Annotated in this window: 15 protein-coding genes; 6 read left to right on the forward strand and 9 right to left on the reverse strand. The window is 66.8% G+C overall.

Annotation, left to right across the window (positions count from 1 at the left end):
* The first annotated feature begins 3 nt into the window (after positions 1 to 3).
* Together AC5RTS_RS10200 and AC5RTS_RS10205 are read left to right on the forward strand one after the other, a co-directional pair.
* Positions 4 to 435 carry a MaoC family dehydratase gene (locus AC5RTS_RS10200; protein ID WP_493991950.1) on the forward strand — a complete coding sequence of 144 codons (432 nt, stop codon included), beginning with the start codon at positions 4 to 6 and terminating at the stop codon, positions 433 to 435.
* 5 nt (positions 436 to 440) lie between these two features.
* Positions 441 to 1,505: a UDP-N-acetylmuramate dehydrogenase gene (locus AC5RTS_RS10205; RefSeq protein ID WP_493992015.1), complete on the forward strand. Its 1,065-nt coding sequence runs from the start codon at positions 441 to 443 to the stop codon at positions 1,503 to 1,505.
* Positions 1,506 to 1,547: 42 nt separating this feature from the next.
* Here the strand turns inward: AC5RTS_RS10205 and AC5RTS_RS10210 are convergent, their stop codons facing one another.
* The 9 genes from AC5RTS_RS10210 to AC5RTS_RS10250 all read right to left on the reverse strand — a co-directional run bounded on the left by AC5RTS_RS10210 (position 1,548) and on the right by AC5RTS_RS10250 (position 10,670).
* Positions 1,548 to 1,952 (reverse strand): hypothetical protein, encoded by a 405-nt coding sequence (locus AC5RTS_RS10210; RefSeq protein ID WP_493991951.1) that lies wholly within the window; start codon positions 1,950 to 1,952, stop codon positions 1,548 to 1,550.
* A 112-nt stretch (positions 1,953 to 2,064) separates the two neighbouring features.
* Positions 2,065 to 3,198, reverse strand: coding sequence for an aspartate-semialdehyde dehydrogenase (gene asd / locus AC5RTS_RS10215; RefSeq protein ID WP_493991952.1), 1,134 nt, complete (start codon positions 3,196 to 3,198; stop codon positions 2,065 to 2,067).
* Positions 3,199 to 3,208: 10 nt separating this feature from the next.
* Positions 3,209 to 3,931, reverse strand: coding sequence for a dihydrofolate reductase (locus tag AC5RTS_RS10220; protein WP_493991953.1), 723 nt, complete (start codon positions 3,929 to 3,931; stop codon positions 3,209 to 3,211).
* 10 nt (positions 3,932 to 3,941) lie between these two features.
* Positions 3,942 to 4,745, reverse strand: coding sequence for a thymidylate synthase (locus AC5RTS_RS10225; RefSeq protein WP_493991954.1), 804 nt, complete (start codon positions 4,743 to 4,745; stop codon positions 3,942 to 3,944).
* Between the two features lie 19 nt (positions 4,746 to 4,764).
* Positions 4,765 to 5,562, reverse strand: coding sequence for a DUF1648 domain-containing protein (locus tag AC5RTS_RS10230; RefSeq protein ID WP_493991955.1), 798 nt, complete (start codon positions 5,560 to 5,562; stop codon positions 4,765 to 4,767).
* Between the two features lie 93 nt (positions 5,563 to 5,655).
* Complete coding sequence (locus AC5RTS_RS10235; protein WP_493991956.1) at positions 5,656 to 6,624, reverse strand: NUDIX hydrolase; 969 nt, start codon at positions 6,622 to 6,624, stop codon at positions 5,656 to 5,658.
* Positions 6,624 to 8,849: an RNA degradosome polyphosphate kinase gene (locus AC5RTS_RS10240; RefSeq protein ID WP_493991957.1), complete on the reverse strand. Its 2,226-nt coding sequence runs from the start codon at positions 8,847 to 8,849 to the stop codon at positions 6,624 to 6,626. The genes AC5RTS_RS10235 and AC5RTS_RS10240 overlap by 1 nt, the downstream gene beginning before the upstream one ends.
* A 94-nt stretch (positions 8,850 to 8,943) precedes the next feature.
* Positions 8,944 to 9,912 (reverse strand): mycothiol synthase, encoded by a 969-nt coding sequence (gene mshD, locus AC5RTS_RS10245; protein ID WP_493991958.1) that lies wholly within the window; start codon positions 9,910 to 9,912, stop codon positions 8,944 to 8,946.
* Positions 9,913 to 9,965: 53 nt separating this feature from the next.
* A complete protein-coding gene (locus AC5RTS_RS10250; protein WP_493991959.1) occupies positions 9,966 to 10,670 on the reverse strand; it encodes a winged helix-turn-helix transcriptional regulator in 705 nt (234 codons plus the stop codon).
* Positions 10,671 to 10,813: 143 nt separating this feature from the next.
* Between AC5RTS_RS10250 and AC5RTS_RS10255 the strand changes: the two genes are divergently transcribed.
* The 4 genes from AC5RTS_RS10255 (at position 10,814) to AC5RTS_RS10270 (ending at position 14,032) form a co-directional block, all read left to right on the forward strand.
* On the forward strand, positions 10,814 to 11,557 hold the full coding sequence (locus AC5RTS_RS10255; protein ID WP_493991960.1) for a hypothetical protein: 744 nt from the start codon (positions 10,814 to 10,816) through the stop codon (positions 11,555 to 11,557).
* A gap of 272 nt (positions 11,558 to 11,829) precedes the next feature.
* Entirely contained in the window at positions 11,830 to 12,429 is a 600-nt protein-coding gene (locus AC5RTS_RS10260; protein ID WP_493991961.1) for a heme-binding beta-barrel domain-containing protein, read from the forward strand.
* 45 nt (positions 12,430 to 12,474) lie between these two features.
* A complete protein-coding gene (gene ygfZ, locus AC5RTS_RS10265; RefSeq protein WP_493991962.1) occupies positions 12,475 to 13,566 on the forward strand; it encodes a CAF17-like 4Fe-4S cluster assembly/insertion protein YgfZ in 1,092 nt (363 codons plus the stop codon).
* A 64-nt stretch (positions 13,567 to 13,630) separates the two neighbouring features.
* Positions 13,631 to 14,032, forward strand: a complete 402-nt coding sequence (locus AC5RTS_RS10270; protein WP_493991963.1) for an ankyrin repeat domain-containing protein — start codon at positions 13,631 to 13,633, stop codon at positions 14,030 to 14,032.
* The last annotated feature ends 39 nt before the right edge of the window (positions 14,033 to 14,071 follow it).

Here is a 14,071-nt window from a genome sequence, read left to right on the forward strand (position 1 = left end):
GTCATGTCGATTGCCCTGAGTGAGCTTTCCACCGGCGCTGAAATCGGGTCCGCAACCCTGGAGATTTCCCGCGCCGACCTCGTCCGTTATGCCGGCGCCTCCGGTGACTTCAATCCCATCCACTGGAATGAGCGGTTTGCCCGGGAGGTGGAGCTGCCCGGCGTGATCGCCCACGGCATGTTCACCATGGGTGCGGCCGTGCAGCTGGTCAGCGACTGGATCGGCGATCCGGGAGCCGTGATCGACTACCAGACCCGCTTCACCCGGCCGGTTACGGTGGAGGACACCGACGGTGCCCCCGGTGCCGTAGTGAATGTCACCGGCACCATCGGCGCCATCGACCTGGATAATTCCACGGCGCGCGTGGACCTGACGGTGACCTTCAACGGGCAGAAGGTACTGGTCAAGGCCCAGGCAGTGGTGCGGGTCTGGTGACTGCACTGACCCGGATGCCGCTGGCATCCCTGACTACCGCCCGCGTGGGCGGACCCGCCAGCCGCTACCTTGAAGCGGAAACCGAAGACGAGCTGATCATCGCCATCCGCGCGGCGGACGAGGCCCGCGAGCCCCTGCTGATCATCGGCGGTGGCTCCAACCTGCTGATCTCCGACGAAGGCTTCGACGGCGCGGTGATCCATATTGCCACCCGCGGCCTGCAGATCACCCGGACCGACGACGGGCAAGCCGTCCTCCGGGCCGAAGCCGGACAGCCGTGGGACGAACTGGTCGCGTACACGCTGAGCGAGGGCTATTCCGGGCTGGAAGCCCTTTCCGGAATCCCCGGGCTCGCCGGCGCGACGCCGGTGCAGAACGTGGGTGCCTACGGCGCGGATGTGTCCCAGTCCATCCGTTCGGTGCAGGCGTGGGACCGGACCGAACGCACCGTGGTGGACTTCAGCAACGCCGCGCTGGAGTTCGGTTACCGGGACTCCCTGCTCAAGCGCAGCACCGTCAACGGCTCACCGCGCTACGTGGTGCTCAGCGTCGAGTTTGGCCTGGCCGAAGGCCATACCAGCGCTCCGGTGCGTTACGCCGAACTGGCCCGGGCACTCGGCGTCGGGTTGGGCGAAACCGCCGACGCCGTAGACGTGCGCCGGGAGGTGCTGCGGCTGCGGGCGGGCAAGGGCATGGTGCTGGACGCTTCCGATCCGGATACCTACAGCACCGGCTCCTTCTTCACCAACCCGATTGTCGACGCGGAAACGGCTGCCCGGCTGCCCGACGACGCGCCGCGGTACCCGGTGCAGGAACCCGGCCGCGTGAAGCTCAGCGCGGCGTGGCTGATCAGCCATGCCGGTTTCCGCAAGGGCTTTGGACTGGCACCGGAGGATGGCACCGGAGGACGCGCTTCGCTGTCCACCAAGCACACGCTGGCCGTCACCAACCGGGGGAGTGCCTCCGCCGAGGACCTGCTGGCTGTGGCACGCTCCGTGGCCGACGGCGTGGAGAAAGCCTTTGGCATCCGGCTGCATCCTGAACCGGTCCTGGTGAACTGCTCCCTTTAGGGCGGCTCTCCGGGACGCCGGTGTCCCGAAGGCAGCCGTGTTTTAACGGCGGCCCGGTCCTTTCCGCGCCTCCGCCGCTGCTGCCCGCGCACTGCGGATGGCGGGACGGTGCCGGTGCGGGTCCAGCAAATGGCAGTTGCACAGCCACTGGATCAGCCGCGGCGTCAGGCTGACCTGGGTGCGCCGGTCCTGCAGGTCCGGCAGCAGCCACTCCGGTTCCAGGAAGCCGGTCAGGGCGTACGCCAGCTCCTCGGCACCGAAGAGCCGTGCGAAGGCGCCCTGACGCTCCAGGGAGCGCTCCAGCTCCAGCAGCGCGGCATCCTCCGGACGGAGCACCGCCGGACCTTCCACCTCCAGGTATGTTCGCAGCTGCGCCGCCACCCGCAGGTAGCGCGCACGCGTGGGAGCCTGCTTGCCGGCGCAGCTGAAGCTGAAGAAACCGGTCAAAATGACATCTACTGGCTACCCTGCAGGGTGCTCTTCCATGGGAACACCATGCCCGCGGGCACTGACATTTTCGTACCGCTGTCGTCATGCCGGCCCAGCGGACCGCGAACTCCTACAGGTTGCCGGTGGCGATGCGCAGCATCCGGCGCAGCGGTTCCGCAGCACCCCACAGCAGCTGGTCACCGATGGTGAAGGCGCTGATGTACTCCGGGCCCATTTCCAGCTTGCGGATGCGTCCCACCGGGATCTGCAGGGTTCCGGTGACGGCCACCGGTGTCAGCGCGGCCATGGTGGCTTCCTTGGTGTTGGGCACCACCGTGGCCCATTCGTTGTCCGCGTCGATGATCTTTTCGATCTCTTCCACGGACAGGTCCTCGGTCAGCTTCAGCGTCAGCGCCTGGGAGTGCGAGCGCATGGCCCCGATCCGGACGCACAGTCCGTCGAACGGAATCCGTCCGGAGGAGTCGCGGCCGAGGATCTTGTTGGTCTCCGCCCCGCCCTTCCACTCCTCCTTGGACATGCCGTTGCCCAGGTCCGCATCGATCCAGGGGATAACCGAGCCTGCCAGCGGCACGCCGAAGCGGGACGAGTCCATCTCCGGGTTCTTCTGCTGGGCCAGGACGGCACGGTCGATCTCCAGGATGGCCGACGCCGGGTCAGCCAGTTCCGAGGCGACGGCACCATTGAGGGCACCGAACTGGTTCAGCAGTTCGCGCATGTGCCGGGCGCCGCCTCCGGAGGCTGCCTGGTAGGTCATGGACGTGCCCCACTCCACCAGGCCGTTGCGGAACAGTCCGCCCAGGCCCATCAGCATGCAGGAGACCGTGCAGTTGCCGCCCACGAAGTTCTTTACGCCCCGGGCCAGTCCGGCGTCGATGACGTCGCGGTTGACCGGATCAAGCACGATGATGGCGTCGTCTTCCATCCGCAGGGTGGACGCGGCGTCGATCCAGATCCCGTCCCAGCCGGCTGCGCGGAGCTTCGGGAACACCTCGGCGGTGTAGTCCCCGCCCTGTGCCGTGACGATGATCGGCAGCTTCGCCAGCGCATCGACGTCGTAGGCGTCCTGCAGCGCCCCGGCACCGGCCGCGAAGGACGGAGCGGCACCGCCGGCGTTGGACGTGGAGAAGAACACCGGGTTGATCAGGTCAAAGTCGCCCTCGTCCTGCATGCGCTGCATCAGGACGGAGCCAACCATGCCGCGCCAGCCGACGAAACCTGCAGTGGGAACGGAGGAAGAAGTCATGCGTTCCAGTTTAGGTCAGCGGGGCTCCGGCGTCTTGGTCGGTTACGTCACTGGCAGCCGGATCGCGGGTCCACAGGGCAATCCGGTAGTTGGTGCCGTTTGCGGCCGTGTACCAGCCGCTGGCCGGGCTGACACCGGCAAAGGTCCAGTCCGGTCCCAGGTGCGGGGCATAGGTGTCGCCCTCGGCGGCAGTGTCGATCACGGTGACCACTGCCGTATGCGCCACGGGGACCGCCGCTTCATACAGCTGGGCGCCTCCGATAACCCAGATCTCCTCGCTGCCGGGGCTGGTCCGCGCGGCTGCGAGGGCGTCCTCAAGCGAGCCGACGACGACGACGCCGGCGTCCGCTGCTTCGTCCCGCAGTTCGGTGCTGGAGGACACAATGATGTTGGTCCGCCCGGGCAGCGGACGGTACGCGGAGGGGAAGGATTCCCACGTGCGCCGGCCCATGATGACGGGGTGTCCGGCAGTGGTTTTCTTGAAGTGCGCCAGGTCTTCGGGCAGGTGCCAGGGCATCCCGCCGTCCCGCCCGATGACGCCGTCGGCCGTCTGTGCCCAGACCAGGCCGATGACGGGCCCGTCGTCCGGAGCGCCGCCGCGGGCCCGAAGCACCTGGTGCAGGTCTGCGCCTGCGCCTGCGGTGCCGGCGCCGCCGCCCACGGGGTAATACAGCGTGCGGCCGGCCGGGGCTGCCGGGGTCTCGGGCGCTGCGGTGCCGGGGAACTCAGTCATGAACGTCCTTTCAGACGGCGATCGGTGCTTTGATGCCGGGGTGGTGCCGGTAATCCAGGACCTCGAAGTCCTCAAGGGCGTAATCGAAGATGCTATCCGGGGTGCGGCGGATACGCAGCTTGGGGTAGGGGAAGGGTTCCCGGCTCAGCTGTTCCCGAACCTGGTCGACGTGGTTGTCGTAAATATGGACATCTCCGCCGCTCCAAATGAATTCACCCGGTTCCAGGCCCGTCTGCTGGGCGACCATCAGGGTCAGCAGGGCGTAGGAGGCAATGTTGAAGGGCACACCCAGGAAGGTGTCCGCGGAGCGCTGGTAGAGCTGGCAGGAAAGCCGCCCGTCGGCCACGTAGAACTGGAACATCGCGTGGCACGGGGGCAGGGCCATGTTCTCCACCTCGGCCGGGTTCCAGGCCGTGACGATGTGCCGGCGCGAATCCGGGTTCTTCCGAATCCCCTCCACCAGCTTCTCGATCTGGTCGATATGCCCGCCGTCGGGGGTCGGCCAGGAGCGCCACTGGACACCGTAGACCGGTCCCAGTTCGCCGTCGTCATCCGCCCATTCGTCCCAGATGCTCACGCCGCGCTCCTGAAGCCAGCGGACGTTCGAATCGCCCCGCAGGAACCAGAGCAGCTCCAGGGCCACTGATTTGAAGTGCACCCGCTTGGTGGTGATCAGCGGGAAGGATTCGCTGAGGTCAAAGCGCATTTGGCGGCCGAACACGCTGCGCGTGCCGGTACCGGTGCGGTCCGACTTCTGCGTGCCGTTGGCCATGACATCACGCAGCAGGTCTTCATACGGGGTAGGAATGCTCACCCGGTAAGTCTAGAACAGGTCAGTCCGCGAGCAGCGGCAATGCGATGCCCGCCACCAGGCCCGCCAGGCAGAGCACACCGATCACCGAGTAGAAAACCAGCCCGGCAGGGCGGCCGGCATTCAGCGTCACGCCCACGCCTATCCGCTTCGGGACCAGGACCCGGGGATCAGCGCGGTTGATGTAGATGCCGGCGCGGTAATTGCTGCGGTTGTACACGGGATCCCCGTCAGCGGGTGTTCCGGCGGCCGGTTCCCCGGCGTCCGTCCCGTCAGTGCCATGTTCTGCCGCGTCGGCCGTCTCCCGGTGGTACCGGCGCAGTGCCGCGAACCCCAGGCCCGCCATGGCCAGGAAAAACGCCAGGGTGGGAAGGAGGAATTCAAGCGTGGAGCCGTCCGGCGGAAGGAGCCAGCCCCGCAGCGCCACCCAGGCGAGCAACAGGCTGAGTGCGAGCGTGCTGCCGCCCAGAAAGAACTGGGTTGCCCGGAGGTTGGCGGAATGGGCTGCCGCATCATCGCGAACCTGCCCGGACCACTGTGCCAGCCGCGGGGCGAGTGCGGCGGTGCCCAGCAGGAACAGGATCAACCCGAGGGCAATCAGCGGCACCGCAAAAACGGACAGGAAGGACTTGTCAGCGAAGCTGTCCGCCTGCCCGGCACCGTTCCAGTGCACCGGCAGGGACTGCGGCAGTCCCGGGTAGAGACCGGCACCCGCGACGGCGACGGCAGCCGTCACCGCGCCCGCAGCCAGATACCACGCGTAGGCGGGACCTGTTCGGAGCGTGGACGCAGTCCTGCTGTCCTCCGTAGTGCCGGTCATGAGACTGTTGTGCCGGTCATAAGACATCCCCCTTAATGAGGTGACAGCCTAGCAAAGCAGCTGTCCGTGCGCGGGCCTCATGGTCCCGGAGGCTTAGTCGTCGAAGGCCCGGTATTTCTCCAGCGAGAGGATCCGGCCTTCGTCGGCCTGGCTGACCTGGCAGATCACGGCCTCGCCGGGGGCAAGGTAGGGATCCTTATCAGGCAGTCCGGCCGCCATATCCGCGGGCATGTGCTTGGCCAGGGTGTCGAAGACCAGGGGCAGCACGGGACGGTGGGTGCACACCGCCACCGGCTTGGCCTTGTCGAACAGCGCTTCGATGGAACTGCGGGCCTTGCCCGGCTTGCGGCGTGCGTTATGTTCCGTCAGTGCGTCGACGGTCTTGAACTTGGTCCCCTCGGCTTTTACATAGGGACGCACGGTCTGCACACAGCGAAGCCACGGGCTGGACACCACGCGTTTGGGCCGCCAGGCCACCAGCAGGCGTGAGACGGCCAGGGCCTGCCGCAGCCCGCTGGCCACCAACGGACGTTCCCCCTCCGCCCGGGTCCAGGAGGAGCGCGGTTTGGCCTTGGCATGCCGGACGATGATCAGCGGCCAGCTGTGCAGGCGCTGTTCGTCATAGGCCAGCACCAGTTCCTGCAGCGGAAGCCGGTCCGTGGGGTTGGTCAGTGCCTCCATGGCCTCCTCCGGGCTGCACCAGCGGACTCCGTCCACCTCCCTGCCGTCCGGTGTGGGCTTATCGGAGTTCACCCGCGAAGCCCAGTAATGGACGATCTTCATGCCGGAGGCCACCGGATACACGGTCGCCGGCAACGGGATGCCCAGGGTGATGCTGATGCCGACCTCTTCACGGACTTCGCGCACGGCGCACTCCGGGGTTGTTTCACCGGCGTCGAGCTTGCCCTTGGGCCAGGACCAGTCGTCATACCGGGGACGGTGGATCATCAGGACCTGCAGTTTTCCCTCCCGCACGCGCCAGCACAGGGCGCCCGCCGCCACCACCTTGACGGGGACGTCCTCCTTCGCGGCTGCTGCGGTCCGGGGCTCGGTTGCTTCCATCAGCGGCGGGCCACCGAGCGCTGGCGGGAACGCGACGCGAGCAGCCAGGACTGCACATCCTGCAGCGGGTTGCCTTCCGCGTCCTTGTGGTGGCGGGTCCAGATCCCCTCCGGGTCCAGATGCCAGCTGGCGGTGCCGGGATCCATGTACCGGTCCATCAGGGCCACGAGGTCGGCGACGTCCTCCTTGGACGCCAGCTGAACCAGTGCTTCAACCCGGCGGTCCAGGTTGCGGTGCATCATGTCCGCGGAGCCGATGAACACCACCGGGTCGCCGCCGTTGGCGAAGGCAAACACCCGGGAGTGTTCAAGGAAGCGGCCCAGGATCGAGCGCACCGTGATGTTTTCGCTCAGTCCGGGCACGCCGGGCCGCACGGAGCAGATGCCGCGCACAATCACGTCCACCTGCACTCCGGCCTGCGAGGCCCGGTACAGCGAGTCAATGATCGCTTCGTCCACCATCGAGTTGACCTTGATGATCACCCGGGCGTTGAGGCCGGCCTTCTTGTTCGCGATTTCCCGCTCAATCCGGTCAATCAGGCCGGAGCGCACCGAACGCGGAGCAACGAGCAGTCGCTTGAAGGTGGACTTCGGTGCGTATCCGGAAAGCTGGTTGAACAGTTTGGTGAGGTCCTCACCGACCTGCTCGTTGGCGGTGAGCAGGCCCAGGTCCTCGTAGTAGCGGGCCGTGCGGGGGTGGTAGTTGCCGGTGCCGATGTGGCAGTAGCGGCGCAGGCCGTCCACTTCCTGCCGCACCACCAGGGAGAGTTTGCAGTGTGTTTTGAGGCCCACGATGCCGTACACCACGTGCACGCCCGCCTGCTCCAGCTTGCGCGCCCAGGAGATATTCGCCTGCTCGTCGAAGCGGGCCTTGATTTCCACCAGTGCCAGCACCTGTTTGCCTGCCTCGGCGGCATCGATCAGGGCGTCGACAATGGGGGAGTCGCCGGACGTGCGGTACAGGGTCTGTTTGATGGCCTGCACGCGCGGATCTGCCGCAGCCTGCTCCAGGAAGGCCTGGACGGAGGTGGAGAAGGAATCGTACGGGTGGTGCAGCAGGATGTCGCGGCGGCGCATGGCGGCAAAGACATTCGCCGGTTTGGAGGTCTCGGACTCCTTCAGATGGCGGTTGGTATGCGGCACCTGCTTGGGGTAGTGCAGGTCCGTCCGGTCAATCCGGCTGATGTTGGAGAGGCCGCGCAGGTCCAGGGGAGCCGGCAGGACGTACACCTCGTCCGATTCCACGCCCAGCTCGCGCTCAAGCAGTTCGCGGATGTTCGGGTTGATGTCCGGCGTGACTTCAAGACGCACGGGCGGCCCGAACCGGCGGCGCAGGAGTTCCTTCTCCAGTGCCTGCAGGAGGTTCTCGGCGTCGTCCTCTTCCACCTCGAGGTCTTCGTTGCGGGTGACGCGGAAGGTGTAGTGCTCAATGACGTCCATGCCGGGGAACAGCTGGTCCAGGTGCTGGGCAATGATGTCTTCAAGCGTAATGAAACGGGCGGTCCGCCCTGCCACGTTGCCGGCGCGGGGGCCGTCCACCGAGATGAGCCGCGGCAGCTGATCCGGAACCTTGACCCGGGCAAAGAACTCCTTGCCGCTGACCGGATTGCGGACTACTACTGCCAGGTTCAGTGACAGGCCGGAAATGTAGGGGAAGGGGTGCGCCGGATCCACAGCCAGGGGTGTCAGGATGGGGAAGACCTTGGCGGCGAACTGTTTGTGCAGGTTCGCCTTGGCGGCATCATCGAGTTCGTCCCAGCTGACCAGGTAGATCTGCTCCTCGGCCAGCGCAGGCCGGATCTGCTTGGCGAAAACATCCGCGTGCCGCTGCTGCAGCCGGTACCCGGCCGCCACGATCTCCTCCAGCTGTTCGATGGGGCTCATCCCCGCCGCTGAAGGGACCGCCAGTCCGGTGGCGATGCGGCGCTTGAGGCCTGCGACCCGGACCATAAAGAACTCGTCCAGGTTCGAGGCGAAGATGGACAGGAAGTTCACCCGCTCCAGCAGGTACAGTTCCGGATCCTCCGCCAGTTCCAGGACGCGGGCGTTGAAATGCAGCCAGCTGATTTCCCGGTCCAGGAACCGCTCGGGTGAGATATCCCCGCTGGGCAGCAGGGCTGGGCCAAAGTCCGGGATGTCGATGCGGTCCTGGGTTGCCCGCGGCGCCGACATGGCCTCGGCAGACCCGAAGGTCGAACGGGGCTCGGCGGCGGTATCGAAATCCATAGTGTCTCCCTGAGGTACTGGCGGCGGGGCAGGGCCAACGGGGCGGACAGCCCTTCCGGGCCCTGCTTCAACAACATTACAAGCTGCCGGCGCGCTAGGCGGGGGCGTACATCACGTCCTGGTCCCAACGCACGAATCCGAGCCGCTGGTACAGGGCCACAGCGGCCGCGTTGTCCGCGTCCACGTACAGCATGACGGCGTCAAGGCCGGCCCGGTGCAGGTGCTCAATTCCCGCGACGGTCAGGGCCTTGCCCAGCCCCATGCCCTGCGCCCGGGGGCTGACCCCCACCACGTACACCTCGCCGATGGCCGGGTGCCCGGCCGTGCCCGGGTGGACCTTCGTCCAATGGAAACCCAGGATTTCACCGCTCTCGTCGACGGCCAGGAGGAAACCTGCCGGATCGAACCAGTCTTCCTGCATACGGGCCTGCAGGTCCGACAGGCTCATGCCGCCCTGCTCGGGATGGTGCGCGAAGGCGGCGGCGTTGACGGCAAGCCATGCCTGTTCGTCCTGGCCGGGCACAAAGGTACGCAGCGTGACGCCCTCCGGCAGTATCGGCTCGGGCAGGGATTCCTGCAGGGCGGAGCGGCTCAGGCGCATTTTCCACAGATCGCGCACAGGCCGGTAAGCGAACCGGGCGGCAAGTTCCACGGCCGCTTCATGGTTGCCGTGCGACCAGGCAGCGGGCCGGGCATCTGCCGCCCCCTGCACGGCCGTTGCCAGTGCGGTGCCCACCCCCTGGTTGCGGTAGTTCGGATGCACCACCATTTCCAGGACGCCCGCGCTGCCGGGTGCCTCGGACACCAGGACGGCGACGCCGGCCAGCCAGCGGCCGCTGCCGGTATCGGAACCGCCGTCGTCGGCGTAGGTGGTGAATACTGTCAGCGAGCCGGGATCGGCATCGGCGGAACGCAGGTCAACGAGCGTCTGCTCGGACAGCGGCGGATTTCCGTCCGCGTCCTGCGCTGCGGACGCCAGCTCCAGGATGTCCGCCAGCGCACCGGGATCGGGGGTGCCGCGGGTTTCAAGTACCGGCCAGGCTGTCTGCTGTTCTTCACTCATGTCGAAAGCCTAGCGCGGGAGCCGGTGCCCGGCGCGGTCCCGTGCCCGGCGAATCAGGCATCCTGGCTGGCGGAGGCGGCGCTTTCCGCACGGGTGCGGGTGAAACGGTACCCAACGTTGCGGACCGTGCCGATCAGGGTTTCATGGTCCGGGCCGAGCTTGGCCCGCAGCCTCCGGACATGGACATCCACCGTCCGGGTGCCTCCGTAGTAGTCGTAGCCCCACACTTCGTGGAGCAGCTGATCGCGGGTAAACACGCGGCCGGGGTGCTGGGCGAGGTACTTAAGGAGTTCAAACTCCTTATAGGTCAGGTTCAGGGCCGTCCCGCTGACCCGGGCGGTGTAGCTTGCTTCATCGATCACCACGCCGGAGGCATGGATTTCCGAAGTGGCTTCCTCGGTTTCAGAACGGGTGCGGGCCGACGCGAGGCGGAGCCGGGCTTCCAGCTCGGCGGGGCCCGCGGTGTCCAGGATGACGTCGTCGGAGAGCCAGTTCGGTGCGACGGCGGCCATCCCGCCCTCGGTCAGGATGAGGATCAGTGGAGTGCCGAGGCCGGTGGCCTTGATCAGCTGGGTCAGTGAGCGGGCGCCCACGAGGTCCCGGCGGGCATCCACCAGGATGACATCGCAGGGCTCGGTGTCCAGCAGGGCCGTAGGCTCGGCGGGAACAACGTGCACCTTGTGGTTCAGGAGCTCCAGGGCAGGCAGGACGTTCACTGACGAACCGGAACTGTTGGTCAGGAGCAAAATGTGCGACATAGGTCCTCCGAATGTTGGGCGCACATCATTGGGCACAATCTTCGCCGATCCGCGTGGCAGGAAGTGATCGAAAGTATACCCATCGGGCCTTCGCGGGCCTGTCGCTTTTCACCTGTGCTCCGTAATAAGGCAGGATAACTAGGGTGAAACTATGGAGCTTAGCGGTGCCGGCGGCGCTCGCCACTATCGGTATCGTGGGTGCTTCCTACCTGTCCGTGCCGGTGGTCGCGGTCTTCTGCGGGCTGGCTGCAGCCCTCACCGGCATCTGCTGGCCGCATCTGATCGGCGTACCCGCGCGTAAAACCCAGGGCGGCGTGCTGGCCCTGGTCGGTGCCGGAGCCGTGGCCGGCGCATACTTCGCCCCCGCCGCCGCCATGCTGAGCTGGCTGCCGGCAGCCGTCGCAGTGGGCGTCGGGGCAGTGTTCCTGATCCAGCTGCTTCGCGGCACCGGACAGGCGCACCGGCTCGAATCCATTGTCGGCATTATGTCCGGTGTCCTGGTCACGGCCATGGCCTCGGGCTGGGTGGCAGCGGACCGGCTGGCAGGTACCGCAGGCAATCCGGCTCTGCTCACCGTCACCGGCGGCGCTGCACTGGCCGCAGTGGCCGTCTCCCTTATTCCCGTCCCGGACCGCATGGCAGCACCCCTGGGCCTGGTGGTCGGAGCGCTGACTGCCGCGCTGACGGCACTGCTGGTTTCCGGGGTGGCCTGGCAGGGGGCGGCGTTCTCCGGACTGGTGGTCGCCGCAGTGGTGATGGCCTTCCGCCGCCTGATCCTCTCCCGCAGCGGGCAGACCAACACGGCCGGGCAGCTGGCCCTCGGCCTGGCCCCGGTGCTCGTCCTGGGATCCGTGGTCTATTTCCTGGGCAGCCTCCTGCTTTCCTGACCTGCCCGGATATCCCGGCCGCGGTTTTTGCCCCGGGACGCCTGCCGTGATCGAATGGCAGGAAGGAAACTGTTCCTCCCGCGCGTTAGGATGTAGCCATGCTTGCTCTCGAAATCTTCTTCATCGCCCTGCTGGGTGTCACCGGTCTTGGTATGGCTGCCTTCGCTGCACTGGTTGTCTCCCGCCTGTACAAGGGCCAGAAGTAACTCCCTGTCGCCTAAGAACCGCGTAGTACCGGCCCCCGCCCGCAATACCGAAGGACAGGTTGCGCCATGCCCATGGAGATCCCCACAGATCTGACACCCGAACTGGTTCCCCTGTCCTGGCTGATCGGCACCTGGGAAGGGTCCGGACGGCTGGGTGAAGGCGAGGCCGATTCGGAGCACTTCGCTCAGAAGGTCACCTTCACGCAGAACGGCCTGCCGTACCTGCAGTACACGGCAGAAAGCTGGCTCACCGATGAGCAGGGCACAGTGCTGCGCCCGCTCGCCGTCGAGACCGGCTTCTGGGCCCTGGACCGGCCGCTGAACGACTCCGACGGCGGGCCGGGGCTGGTTCCCGCAGATATTGTGCCCGCCCTGCGCAGCGCGGACGAGGTCGAGGAGCTGCGCAACGATGCCGGCGGCTTCGACATCACCGCCACCATCGTGCACCCCGGCGGGATCTCCGAACTCTATTACGGACAGATCAAAGGCCCGCAGATCCAGCTGGCCACCGATCTGGTGATGCGCGGCGTCAACTCCAAGGAGTACACCGCCGCCACCCGGATCTACGGGCTGGTCAACGGTGATCTCTACTGGCGCTGGGATGTGGCTTCCTCCGGAGAGACGCTGCAGGCCCATGCCTCGGCGATCCTGAAGAAGACGGCGTAGGCCGTTCCCGGAATACCCCGGCGTGAAAAGGACGTTGCACCTTTTATGACGTATTCCAGCCCCCTGCTCTCCCGCCACGGTGCCGTTGCTGCCGGCGGACTCGACGCCGGAACAGCGGCCCACTACGGCGATCCGCTGCGTGAACAGCGCGCCCTGGCCCGCGGTACGGCCGTCACTGACCTTTCCTACCGCGGAGTAGTGACCGTCAGCGGCGAAGACCGCCTCAGCTGGCTGAACACCCTGTCCTCCCAGCAGGTAGGCAACCTGCAGCCCGGCGTCAGCTCGGAACTTCTGCTGCTCACTGTGCAGGGCCGGATTGACTACGATGCCCGGATCATTGATGACGGAACCACGGCCTGGCTGTTGGTGGAAGCCGCCGAAGCCCCCGGCCTGACGGAGTGGCTCCAGCGGATGAAATTCATGCTCCGGGTCGAGGTAGCCGATGTCTCCGACCAGTGGGCGGTGGCCGGCACCACCGCTGAGGTTCCCGAATGGGAGCAGTACCTGCGCTGGACCGACCCCTGGCCGCATATTGCCCCCGGCGGATTCGCCTACACGGCCGTCCCGGAGGACACGCACCCGGGCCTTGAGCGCCCGTGGTTTGAATACCTCATCCCGAGCGGCGACTTCGAAGCAGCCATTGAGGCTTCCGGACGGACGCTGGCCGGATCGATGGCCGCTGAGGCGCTGCGCATCGCCGCCTGGCGGCCCCGGCTGGGCGCGGAAACAGATGAGAAGACCATTCCGCACGAACTGGATTTGATCCGCACCGCGGTGCACCTGGCGAAGGGCTGTTACAAGGGCCAGGAGACCGTGGCCCGGGTCCACAACCTTGGCCACCCGCCGCGCAGGCTGGTCTTCCTGCAGCTGGACGGCTCCCAGCACACACTGCCGGCGGCCGGGAGCCCCGTGCTGCTGGGGGAGCGCACGGTGGGAACCCTGACCTCGGTGGGCGGGCACTATGAAATGGGCCCGGTGGGTCTGGCCCTGATCAAGCGTTCCGTTGATCCCGCTGCCACGCTCGTGGTGAACGACGACGGCGAACTGTACGCCGCGGCGCAGGAACCCATCGTGGCTCCCGACGCCGGAGCCGTCGTGGGACGCGCCACCGGCTTCCTGAAGGCGCCCCGTCCCTAGCGCGGGCACGCGCCCCGCAGTTCCAAAACGATAGACCTGTACCTGCCTGTTTAGAGGAGAAGTGATGAGCACCCCGGAACCCCGTCCAGAGATCGACAACGACATCATTGAGCTCGCCGGGCTGGTGTTCGATGCCGCGCGGGCCGGAGATACCGAAGGGATCCGCGGTTATTTGGACGCCGGCGTGCCCGTTAACCTGACCAACGGCTCCGGTGACACGCTGGTCATGCTCGCGTCCTATCACGGACATACCGAACTTACCGCCCTGCTGGTGGAACGCGGCGCCGATGTGAACACCCGCAATGACCGCGGCCAGACCCCGCTGGCCGGAGCAGTCTTCAAGGGCTACCCGGAGATCTTCCGCATCCTGCTCGAGGCCGGAGCGGACCCCGACGCCGGTTCGCCCACGGCACGCGACACCGCCGGTTTCTTCAAACGGCAGGAAATGCTGGACCTGCTGAGCTGACCGGCCCCGCCGGCGGAGAAGCGCCCCTTCCGGTTTGGC

This window comes from Arthrobacter sp. MDT1-49-2, assembly GCF_059090185.1.